The sequence below is a fragment of the Kitasatospora sp. NPDC047058 genome, assembly GCF_040643935.1.
Lineage (GTDB): Bacteria > Actinomycetota > Actinomycetes > Streptomycetales > Streptomycetaceae > Kitasatospora.
In genome coordinates this window covers 1-9,768 of the sequence record NZ_JBEYVJ010000277.1, presented here as the reverse complement: position 1 = coordinate 9,768, position 9,768 = coordinate 1, and the positions used below count along the sequence as shown (strand labels likewise).

The following is a 9,768-nucleotide window of genomic DNA, read 5'->3' as shown; positions in this document are numbered from 1 at the left end:
CCGCTACTGCGGCGGACTGCGACGGGATAGCAGCCTAGTGGCTGGAGCAGTCCGGTATCTCCCGTTTCTGCAACGGGACTTGTGCCGTTCTGTCACAGGGTCCCCGGGCCCGCGGCCTCCGGGTGGGGGCGCGGGTGAACCGGGCGCCACCGGCAGCCGAACGGGCGGTCCGGGGCACGGGGGTGGTGCGCGCACGTGCGGTCGGGCTCCCGGCGGCGCCCGCCGCCGGCCGGCCTGACCTGCCCCGATGTGCCGCCCGCCGCATACCAGCACGGACCGCACGGCGCGGCCCTCTACCCCATCGGCTCCCCGGACGGGTGACGTTCCGGTGAAAATGGTCATGCCAGGAACGGTGGACCGGCATCCTTGGCCGTGGCCGGGCGCACCGGGGTGTCCCGGCGCAGCAGCCGTACCAGCCGGAGCAGCCGCAACAGCCGCAACAGCCGCACCAGGTGACCGGGCGGATCCCGTCGACGAGCGGATCCCAGCACCAGCGGATCTCCTGACAGGCGGATCTCGTGACCAGACGGACGGAGGCCCTGACAGTGAGCACGAACCTGCCGGAGACCGTGGCGGACGGCCGGACCGTCCTGCCGGCGCCGCCCCGGGTGGTCGACGACCTGGCTCGTGACCTGACCCAGGCCGCGGCCGCGGTCCGGGCGGTCTCCCGGGGCGGTCGCAGCGGCGGGGACGTGGCGGTCGCCGCCTACACCGCGGTGGTCTGCACCGGCCGTTCGGCGGCCCGGGCGCTGGAGGAGGCCGCCGCCTGGTGCCGGCAGGCGCCCGGGGCGGAGGTGCACTCGCTGGCCTGGGCGCGCGTCCCCGGCCACTGCGAGGACGTCTTCGAGTACCGCGTCACGCTCGCCGTCAGCTTCCCCGACCACGAGACCGGAGAGCACACCGGCGACACCCACCACGCGGCGCGCTGACGTCGGGTTAGGATCCCCTGCATGGATTCTGGGGGTGCGAACGAAGTGCGGCGGTCAGGGCCGGAGGAGCAGCCGGAGGAGCACCGGGGAGAGCGTGAACTCTCCACCGGCATGGCCGTGCTGGCCACCGTCATCGCCGCGCTGGGTGCGGCGGCGGTGCTGATGGCGGTCTTTCACTGGCTGGGCTGGACGCTCCCCGGCCTCGGCTGGCTTCTCGCCAAGGGGGCCGTGAAGCTGTGCGCCGGCGGGGTCTTCGGCCTGGTCGCCGGGCTCGCCTGGCTGCGCCAACGGCGGTCCGGGCAGGGGTAGTCCGCCGGCGCGAGCCCACCGAGCCCACCGGGCCCGCCGAGGACCTGTGCTCGGCCGGACTCGGCGGGGCGGTTCCGGAGGGCCGTCGCCGGGGAGGCCGGAGACGGCCCTCCGGGTGCGGGGCGGTCAGCCGCGGGCCTCGTGGGCGCCGGTGTTCTTGGTGACGGCGTCCTGCAACGGGGTGAGACGCTCGACCAGCTTCTGGAGGTCGCCCGTCCGGCCGTCCGACCACTGGCCGACACCCACCACCGTCGCGCGCCCGATGCTCGCGAACGACTGGACCTTCCCGCCGGCGGCGGGAAGCGCCGGCAGCCCCCAGCCCAACGGCGCGTCCTGGACGGGGACCTGGAAGTCGGCGCCGTTCCGTGCCAGTTGGGTGACCAGGTGGACGGCGTCCCGCGGGTCCTGAAGGGTGAGGAGCGCGAGGCTGAACCGGTTGTTCCGCTCGTCCGTGTAGAGCGCGACCTGCTGGCCGAGGCAGCCCTTGCTCTGCTTGACCAGCTCGGCCAGCCGCGGGCCGACCGAGCCGTCCGGCGTGCAGGAGGTCAGGGCCTTCGCGGTCACCCTGGTGTAGACGGTGCCGGAGGCGCCCTTCACCTGGGCGGGGAACGCCTGGTCGAGCGGCACCGCCGGGCGGGCCGGGGCGGAGGCCGTCGCCGGGGCGGACGCCCGGGGCGGTGCGGCCGCCTTCCCGCCGCCGTCCTCGGCCGGTTCGAGCGTCTTCACCACGCCGAAGGTCGCGGCGGCCGCGGCGAGCGAGAGCGCCAGGTTGCGCGGCCACACCGGCTTCTGCGGCGTCGGGCGGTCCGGGTCTGGGAGGTTGTCACTGCTGGTCACGACGGAACATTACCGATCACATCGGGTGAACTGAAGTTCGGCCCGGCAGCGCGCCCGGCGCCCGCCGCCCGCCCGCTCACCGCTGCGGCCGGGGCTGGACGTCGGGACCGGTCGAACGGTCAGCCGCCGGCGGGTGGTTGGACGCCGTCCGCGGGCGGTGGGGCGTGGTCGAGGCGGTGCTGCCAGGCGGTGAGCAGGGTCTCCAGGGTGGCCGCCTCCTCCGGGGTGAGCAGGCCGAGCAGGCGGTGCTCGTTCTGCATGTGGGCGGTGAAGGCCTCGTCGATCAGGCGGCGGCCGGCGTCGGTGAGGGCCACCACGCGGCCGCGGCCGTCGTCCTCGCTGCGCCGGCGGGTGACCAGGCCGGCCCGCTCCAGGCGGTCGATCCGTTTGGTCATCGCGCCGGTGGTGACCATCGTGTGGGCGGCCAGCTCGCCGGGGGCCCGTTCGAACGGCGCGCCCGTGCGGCGCAGTGCGGCGAGCACGTCGAACTCGCCCTCGCCGAGGCCGTAGTGCCCGTACACCAGGCAGAGCTCGTCGGTGAGGCGGCCGGCGAGCCGGTGCAGCCGGCCGATCACGGCCTGCGGGGAGACGTCCAGGTCGGGGCGTTCGCGGCGCCACTCGGCCTGGATGGCGGCCACGTGGTCCGCCGGGCCGGCCGCGGGCCCGACTCCGGAGGGGGGCTGTTGCTGCTCCATGGGGCCATTCTAGCGCGGTGGCTTCCATGGAAGATATATTGCTTCCATGGAAGCCAATCTGCGATGGGTGCTGCTGACCGCCGTCGCGCCGGTGGCCTGGGGAGCCAACTACTACGTCACCCGCGAGTTCCTCCCGGCCGACCGCCCGCTCTGGGGCGCCGCACTGCGGGCACTGCCGGCCGGACTGCTGCTGCTCGCCCTCGGCCGGCGGCGGCCGCACGGCGCCTGGTGGTGGCGCTCGGCGGTGCTCGGGCTGCTCAACACGGGCGTGTTCTTCGTCCTGCTCTACGTCGCCTCCCAGCTGCTCGCGACCAGCGTCGCGTCGACCGTGATGGCGGCCTCCCCGCTGGCGATGATGCTGATGGCCTGGGCGCTGGCGGCCGAACGCCCCGCCCGCGCCCACCTCGCCGGTGCGGTGGTGGGCCTGGGCGGCGTCGCGCTGATGCTGCTCACCCGGGCCGGCGCGGTGAGCCTGCCGGGGCTCGCCGCCTCGGTCGCGGCGATGCTGGTCTCCTCCTGCGGCTACGTGCTCGCCGGGCGGTGGCGGGACGGCGCCGACGCGCTCGCCTCGACCTCCTGGCAGCTGACCGCCGGCGGTCTCGTCCTGCTGCCGGCGGCCGCCGCCCTCGAAGGGGCGCCGCCGGTGCCCGGGCCCACCGCGCTGCTCGCCTTCGGCTACGTCACCCTGGTGGCCACCGCACTGGCCTTCGCCGTCTGGTTCGCGGGCCTGCGGCACCTGCCGGCCGGGACGGTCGGCCTGCTCGGGCTGCTCAACCCGCTGACCGGCGTCCTGCTCGGCACCGCGGTGGCGGGGGAGGAGCTGGGCCCGACCCCCACCGCCGGCTCCTCCACCCGGCAGACCGGCGCCTCCGCCCGCAGCTCCCGGAAGAGCCCGTACGGCACGCCGTCGGCGTACGTGCCGGGAAGGAAGATCCGGTTCACCCGCGCCTGATCGAAGCCCATGCCGACCGACCGTACGCCGCGCCCCGGCGGCCCGCCAGGATGCGGGAGGCCGCGGCTGCGCCCGTCGGCCGCCGGGATCCCGTAGGGTCGGCCAATGGCGAAGTACTTCGACGTGCACCCAGAGTCCCCCCAGCCGCGCACCATCGGCACCGTGGCGGCCGCCCTCCGGTCCGGGGCCCTCATCGCGTACCCGACCGACTCCTGTTTCGCGCTGGGCTGCCGCCTGGACAACCACGACGGCCTGGAGCGGATCCGGACGATCCGGCGTCTCGACGAGCGCCACCACTTCACCCTGATGTGCGAGGACTTCGCCCAGCTGGGGCAGTTCGTCCAGCTCGACAACAACGTCTTCCGCGCCGTCAAGGCCGCGACCCCGGGCAGCTACACCTTCATCCTCCCCGCCACCAAGGAGGTTCCGCGCCGCCTGATGCACCCGAAGAAGCGGACGGTGGGCGTCAGGATCCCCGACCACCCCGTCACCAGGGCGCTGCTGGCCGAACTCGGTGAGCCGCTGGTCTCCAGCACCCTGATCCTGCCCGGCGAGGACGAGCCGATGACGCAGGGGTGGGAGATCAAGGAGCGGCTCGACCACGTGCTGGACGCCGTCGTGGATTCGGGCGACTGCGGCACGGAGCCGACGACGGTCGTCGACTTCTCCGGCGGCGGGCCGGAGATCGTCCGGCGGGGTGCCGGCGACCCCGCCCGCTTCGAGTGACGGACCGTACGCGACGCCGGTCCGGCCCGGCCGTCTCCGGCCGGGCCGGTGTGCTCAACCGAACGTGAACCAGTTGAGGTTGACGAAGTCGGCGCTCTGCCCGCTGGCGAAGGTGAGGTACACGGTGTGCGTGCCGGTGGTCCGGGCGATGTCCGTGGGCACCGTCCGCCAGTTCTGCCAGCCGCCGGTGTTGGCGACGGCGAAGCTGCCGACCGGTGCCGCGGTCGGGCTGTCCAGCCGCACCTGGACCAGCCCGCTGACCCCGGGCGCGGCGCCGGAGGCGACCCGGGCCTGGAACCGGGTCGCGCCGGAGCCGCCGAAGTCCACGCCCGCGTAGCCGAGCCAGTCGCCGTTCGCGATCCAGCCGATGTCCCGGCCGCCGCCGGTGTCGCTGCAGTCCTCCGGCGCGGTACCGGACTGCGCGCTGTGGGACTCGGCCTGGATGGTGCCGAACGCGCTGGTCCCGCCGCCGGGTTGCGGCGACGGCCCGGGGCCGTCCGGGCCGTGGCCGCCGCCGACGGTGACGGACAGCAGGGTCGGGCTCGCCGACTGCACCTTGCCCTCGAAGTCCACACCGGCCGGATGGACGTCGTCGTACGGGAACGCGTAGCCGAGGTGGTCGGGGTTGGCCGCGTGCAGGATGCGGGCGTAGTGGTTGGTGCGGGCGGCGGTGTAGAAGGCGGCCGGGTTCTCGCCGTCCGGCTGGTACGGATTGTCCAGCAGGGTGGTGCGGTTGAGCGCGGCGGCGAGCCGCGCGCTCAGGTTGCCCATCAGGTCGTTGCCGGTGGTGAACGGCGCCGAGCTGCAGTTGAAGACGGCGGCGGTGGAGGGCTTGGCGAAGCCGCCCACGCCGGGGAAGGTGAGCACGCCGTTGCCGACCCGGCCCTTGACGGTGCCCCAGCCGGCCTGGGTGTCGATCACCAGGTCGGTGCTCTGGTACTTCTGCCACACGGCGGCGAGGTAGCCGTCCAGATAGCCCTTGAACAGCGAAGGATCGGCACTGATCGCCGTGTTGGGGCTGAGGATGCGCAGGGTCCGGCCGGCGGAGTCCGGGACGATCAGCCGGGCCCAGTCGCCGCCGTCGGCGGCGGCCTGTGTGCGCAGCGCGCTCGCGGCGGACTCCAGGCCGCCGGCGGGCAGGCCGCGGACGGTCTGCCGCCCGCCGCCGGCCGTCAGGTCGAACGCGATCGGGACGGCGGCGAAGTCGACGTAGCTGATGTTGGCGTACAACTGGTCCGGCCCGTAGGTGAATTCGCAGAATCCGTACGCGGTGCCGATGTTGGGGTCGCTCGGGTTGCTCACCGAGGGGAGCGCGATGCCCGGGCCCGGGTTGACCAGGAAGACCAGCTCGCGGCCGATCGAGAAGTAGATCCGTCCGCTGGAGAGGTACGGCAGTTGGATCCGGCGTGGGGTGCCGCCGGGTGCGCCCAGTGCGATGGCGCAGTCGGCGCCGAGCGGCGCGCCGGGGGCGGAGGGGGAGGACGGGTGGTGGAGCGTGCGGCCGTCGGAGCGCAGGAAGGCCCAGCTGTTGCCCTGGGCCGGGTCGAGGCCGAGGACGTAGGCGTAAACCGGCTGGGACGACACGGTGTTGACCAGGTCGACGTCGAGCCGCTGCGGGGTGGTGCTGCCGTCCGCGGTCTGCGACAGGGCGAACAGCGCGGGCGCGGTCAGAGCCGCGACGGAGGCGCCGAGTACGGTCCGGCGAGAGATCACGGGGACTCCGGGGGCGGTGGTGGCGGGCCGGCGGCGCGGATCGCGCCGCCTGGCCGTCACCCTCCCGCCCGGACCCGGACACGTCAATATCTGAAACCGTAAGTCGCCCTTAAGCCTGGTTCAGTTGATTTCTTGAAAGCAGTCGGGGGCGCAGCAGGGGAGGCAGCACCGCGCTGCCGTCGGGCCCTCCGGTCGTCAGACCGTCAGGCGGCCGCGAGCGCGGTGAGCTCGCGCATGTCGATCCCGTGGTGCAGCGCGCGCAGGTCGGCGTGCAGCGAGGACGGCGGCACGGCGAGCACGGTGCACCGGGCGTGGGCGAGGCAGTAGCGGCCCACCGAACCGTGCAGCAGCCGGTGCAGCCTGCCGCGGACGGCGCCCTGCTGCCCGGTGCTGACCACCAGCAGGTCGCCCGGCCGGTCGGCCAGCCGGGTCAGCACCGGCCCCGCCTCGCCGCGCACCACCATCGGCTCCACCGACACGCCGACCGGAAGGCCGCCGAACGCCTCGTCCAGCGCGCGCTCGAGCCGCGCACCGGCGGCCTCCCGCCACTCCTGGAGCAGCGGCGGGCACGGCCGCGCACGGTAGCTGCGCTCCCCGCCGACCGGGGTCCAGGTGAGCACCGGGACCAGGACGGCGTGCCGGGCTCGCGCCTCGGCCACCGCGCGGTGCAGTGCGGTCAGGCTGTGCAACGAGCCGCTTACTCCGACAATGACGCGCGCGCCGTCCGACATGATCCTTCACTTTCTGGTGTCTCGCCTACCTGATGTCTGCGATTCATAGTTCCACATCTGCCGAACTCCTGCAAATCAAAGGCTCATATCGAGCTTGACCTTGCATTCTTCCGGGCCGGGCAGGTGGTCGGGCGCACCGTCACGGGTGCGCCGGCCGGACCTCCTGGAGCAGGCCCCAGGTGAAGTCGGCGGTGCACGCCTGCGGCCGGCCGTCGGCGCCGGGAGCGGCGAAGTCGAGCTGGAAGCGGGTGGGCGCACTGCCCTCGCGCGGCACGGCGGGCGGGAACGCGGCCCCCAGGTCGGCGACCACGCAGCTCCACGGCGTGAGGTCGGCGAGCGTGCGCAGCACCGGCGCCGGGGCATCCGCGGCGCGGACCAGCCACTCGTTCATCAGCGGGCTGCCGGACTCCGCCGGGCCGATCAGGATCTCGAAGCGCAGCTCGGGCCAGAGCGGCAGCGGCCACTGCTGCGTACGGCAGGCGAGGTCGCCGATCCGGCGCGGCGCGGTCGCCGGCGGCGGGCCGAGCACGGCGGCGTACCAGCGGGCGTCGTGCCGGAACCGCGGTGAGCGGATCATCGCCTGCCAGCGCTTGTTCGCCTCGCGCATCACACTGCGCGTGGCGCCGAGCCGTCGCACGGCCTGCTCGACCAGCGCGGGGTTGTAGTCGGCCATCCGGCGCAGCAGCACGAGTTGGAACTCGGTGGTCCCGAAGCCGTGGATCGCCATGGCAGCAGGGTAGGGGACCGGGTCCGGCCCGGCGCGGTGCCCGGAGGCGGCCGGGGCCGGTCGGTGGTGGCGGGTCGGTGGTCGCCGGTCGATGGTGGCCGGTCGATGGTGGCCGGTCGGTGGTGGCGGGTCAGCGGTGGCCGGTGCGCAGGAGGGTCAGCAGCCGGGCCACTTCCACCGCGACGGAGGCGCGGCCGGCACCCAGGTAGCGGCGGGTGTCGACCAGGGTGCGGTCGAGGTCGAGGCGTTCCCGTACGGCCGCGGTGAACGCCTTGTTGAGGTGGGTGGCGATGTTCACCTTGGTCATGCCGTGCGCGACGGCGGCCGCCAGGTGCGCGTCGGCGACGCCGGAGGAGCCGTGCAGCACCAGCGGCACCGGGACGGCCGCGCCGAGGGCGGCGATCAGGGCGAAGTCGAGCGCGGCGTCGCGGGTGAGCATGGCGTGCGAGCTGCCGACCGCGACCGCGAGGGCGTCCACTCCGGTGCCCGCCACGAAGGCCGCCGCCTCGCCGGGGTCGGTGCGGGCGCCGGCCGCGTGGACGCCGTCCTTGCCGCCGACCTCGCCGAGTTCGGCCTCGACCCAGACGCCCTCGGCGTGGCAGTGGGCGACCACCGCGGCGGTGGCCCGGACGTTGGCCGCGTAGTCGAGCGCGGAGGCGTCGAACATGACCGAGGTGAAGCCGAGTGCGACGCTCTCGCGGACCAGTTCGGCGCTGGTCGCGTGGTCCAGGTGCACGGCGACCGGGACCGCCGCCGCCCTGGCCACCGCCAGGGTCGCGGCGGCGATCGGGGCCAGCGCGCCGTGGTAGCGGACGGCGTTCTCGCTGATCTGCAGGACGACCGGCGCCCCGGCCCGTTCGGCACCCGTCACGATGGCCTCGGCGTGTTCCAGCTGGATGACGTTGAAGGCGCCGACTCCGTGGCCGGCGCGGACGGCGGCGGCGACGATCTCGCCGGTGCCTACGAGGGGCATGGCTCTCCTTGCGGGTCGGCGGGGCGGGGCCCGGCGCCGTGCGGGGCGGCGGGGCCCGGGGCGGCGGCGTGCTTCGGGGCGGCGCGGTGCGGGGTGACGTGCCGGGCGTCGGCGCGCTCCGCGCCGAGCGGTTCCACCCGGACGAGCGGGCGCAGCCGCCGGAGGCCGGCCGGGTCGAAGCCGCCGGCCAGCGGCGCCAGGACGGTGGCCGCGGACAGCGCGACGGCGTCGGCGAGCCGCTCGGGCCAGGGGGTGCCGGCGACCAGGCCGGCGGTGAGGGCGGCGACGGCGGAGTCCCCGGCGCCGGTGGGGTTGCCCCGGACGTGCTCGGGCGGGCGGGCCCGCCACTCGCCGTCGGGGGTGCTGGCGAGCAGGCCGTCCGGACCGAGCGAGGCGACCACCGCCCGGGCGCCGGACGCGCGCAGGGCCCGGGCCCCGGCGAGCGGGCCGGTGTCGCCGACGGCGGCGGCGAGTTCGTCGGCGTTCGGCTTGACCAGGGCCGGCCCGGCGGCCAGCCCGGCCCGCAGGGCGGGGCCGTCCGCGTCGAGGACGGCGGGGACCCCGGCCGCGGCGGCGAGCGCGGCGAGGGTGCCGTAGGCGTCCTCGGGCAGTCCGGCGGGCAGGCTGCCGGAGAGCACGACGGCCGCGGCGCCGCCGAGCAGACGGCGGTAGCGGGTGACGAAGCGGGACCATTCGGCGGGGCTGACGACCGGGCCGGGCTCCAGGTAGACGGTGGCGTCACCGGCCCGGTCCTCGACCACGGTGACGGTGCGCCGGGACGTCCCCGCGATCGGGACCAGCTCGTCGGGCAGCCCGGCCGCCGCGAGGTCCGCCCGCAGGGTCCGGCCGGTGGCCCCGCCCGCCAGGCCGGTGACGACGGCCGGGTGGCCGAGGACGGCGAGCACCCGGGCCACGTTGACGCCCTTGCCGCCGGCCCGCTCCGCGACGTCCGTGACCCGGTTGCTGCCGTGCCGCCGCACGCGGTCGAGCCGGTAGGTGAGGTCGACGGCGGCGTTGAGCGTGACGGTGAGGATCACCGGGCACCACCGGCCGGGTGTCCGCGGTCGGTGCGGTCGCGGCGCCCAGCCGGTCGGTGCGATCGAGTGCCGGGCGACTACCTTGTCCTTGAAGTTCCTCGCCGCGTGGGCGATCTCGCTGCCCTTCATGGAGCAGTTG

General features: G+C 75.1%; 12 protein-coding genes. 4 read left to right on the top strand and 8 right to left on the bottom strand.

What is annotated here, in order from left to right; translation table 11 throughout:
- Positions 1–338: 338 nt before the first annotated feature.
- Entirely contained in the window at positions 339–491 is a 153-nt protein-coding gene (locus tag ABZ885_RS29510) for a hypothetical protein (protein WP_360195082.1), read from the bottom strand.
- A gap of 54 nt (positions 492–545) precedes the next feature.
- Here ABZ885_RS29510 and ABZ885_RS29505 point away from each other — a divergent pair, with 54 nt between their 5' ends.
- Entirely contained in the window at positions 546–929 is a 384-nt protein-coding gene (locus ABZ885_RS29505) for a hypothetical protein (protein ID WP_360195079.1), read from the top strand.
- Positions 930–950: 21 nt separating this feature from the next.
- Positions 951–1,238: a hypothetical protein gene (locus ABZ885_RS29500; RefSeq protein WP_360195076.1), complete on the top strand. Its 288-nt coding sequence runs from the start codon at positions 951–953 to the stop codon at positions 1,236–1,238.
- A gap of 126 nt (positions 1,239–1,364) precedes the next feature.
- Here ABZ885_RS29500 and ABZ885_RS29495 read toward each other — a convergent pair whose 3' ends face one another.
- Together ABZ885_RS29495 and ABZ885_RS29490 are read right to left on the bottom strand one after the other, a co-directional pair.
- Positions 1,365–2,075 carry a hypothetical protein gene (locus ABZ885_RS29495; protein WP_360195073.1) on the bottom strand — a complete coding sequence of 237 codons (711 nt, stop codon included), beginning with the start codon at positions 2,073–2,075 and terminating at the stop codon, positions 1,365–1,367.
- Between the two features lie 119 nt (positions 2,076–2,194).
- Positions 2,195–2,770 (bottom strand): MarR family transcriptional regulator, encoded by a 576-nt coding sequence (locus ABZ885_RS29490; RefSeq protein ID WP_360195070.1) that lies wholly within the window; start codon positions 2,768–2,770, stop codon positions 2,195–2,197.
- 46 nt (positions 2,771–2,816) lie between these two features.
- Here ABZ885_RS29490 and ABZ885_RS29485 point away from each other — a divergent pair, with 46 nt between their 5' ends.
- Positions 2,817–3,722: an EamA family transporter gene (locus tag ABZ885_RS29485; protein ID WP_360195067.1), complete on the top strand. Its 906-nt coding sequence runs from the start codon at positions 2,817–2,819 to the stop codon at positions 3,720–3,722.
- 105 nt (positions 3,723–3,827) lie between these two features.
- Positions 3,828–4,448 (top strand): L-threonylcarbamoyladenylate synthase, encoded by a 621-nt coding sequence (locus tag ABZ885_RS29480; RefSeq protein WP_360195064.1) that lies wholly within the window; start codon positions 3,828–3,830, stop codon positions 4,446–4,448.
- A gap of 54 nt (positions 4,449–4,502) precedes the next feature.
- Here ABZ885_RS29480 and ABZ885_RS29475 read toward each other — a convergent pair whose 3' ends face one another.
- The 5 genes from ABZ885_RS29475 to ABZ885_RS29455 all read right to left on the bottom strand — a co-directional run.
- A complete protein-coding gene (locus ABZ885_RS29475; protein ID WP_360195061.1) occupies positions 4,503–6,161 on the bottom strand; it encodes a beta-1,3-glucanase family protein in 1,659 nt (552 codons plus the stop codon).
- A gap of 203 nt (positions 6,162–6,364) precedes the next feature.
- Complete coding sequence (locus tag ABZ885_RS29470) at positions 6,365–6,892, bottom strand: universal stress protein (RefSeq protein ID WP_360195058.1); 528 nt, start codon at positions 6,890–6,892, stop codon at positions 6,365–6,367.
- A 139-nt stretch (positions 6,893–7,031) separates the two neighbouring features.
- Positions 7,032–7,619 carry a hypothetical protein gene (locus ABZ885_RS29465; protein ID WP_360195055.1) on the bottom strand — a complete coding sequence of 196 codons (588 nt, stop codon included), beginning with the start codon at positions 7,617–7,619 and terminating at the stop codon, positions 7,032–7,034.
- 130 nt (positions 7,620–7,749) lie between these two features.
- Complete coding sequence (locus ABZ885_RS29460) at positions 7,750–8,592, bottom strand: class II fructose-bisphosphate aldolase (protein ID WP_360195052.1); 843 nt, start codon at positions 8,590–8,592, stop codon at positions 7,750–7,752.
- Positions 8,580–9,768, bottom strand: a 1,189-nt coding sequence (locus tag ABZ885_RS29455) for a 1-phosphofructokinase family hexose kinase (protein WP_360195049.1), incomplete at its 5' end; no start/stop codon positions are given. The genes ABZ885_RS29460 and ABZ885_RS29455, both read right to left, overlap by 13 nt.

Coding starts and splice junctions, on each gene's coding strand:
- ABZ885_RS29500 (WP_360195076.1), top strand. CDS start 951: ATGGATTCTGGGGGTGCGAACGAAGTGCGGCGGTCAGGGCCGGAGGAG.
- ABZ885_RS29490 (WP_360195070.1), bottom strand. CDS start 2,770: ATGGAGCAGCAACAGCCCCCCTCCGGAGTCGGGCCCGCGGCCGGCCCG.
- ABZ885_RS29485 (WP_360195067.1), top strand. CDS start 2,817: ATGGAAGCCAATCTGCGATGGGTGCTGCTGACCGCCGTCGCGCCGGTG.
- ABZ885_RS29470 (WP_360195058.1), bottom strand. CDS start 6,892: ATGTCGGACGGCGCGCGCGTCATTGTCGGAGTAAGCGGCTCGTTGCAC.
- ABZ885_RS29465 (WP_360195055.1), bottom strand. CDS start 7,619: ATGGCGATCCACGGCTTCGGGACCACCGAGTTCCAACTCGTGCTGCTG.
- ABZ885_RS29480 (WP_360195064.1), top strand. CDS start 3,828: ATGGCGAAGTACTTCGACGTGCACCCAGAGTCCCCCCAGCCGCGCACC.
- ABZ885_RS29460 (WP_360195052.1), bottom strand. CDS start 8,592: ATGCCCCTCGTAGGCACCGGCGAGATCGTCGCCGCCGCCGTCCGCGCC.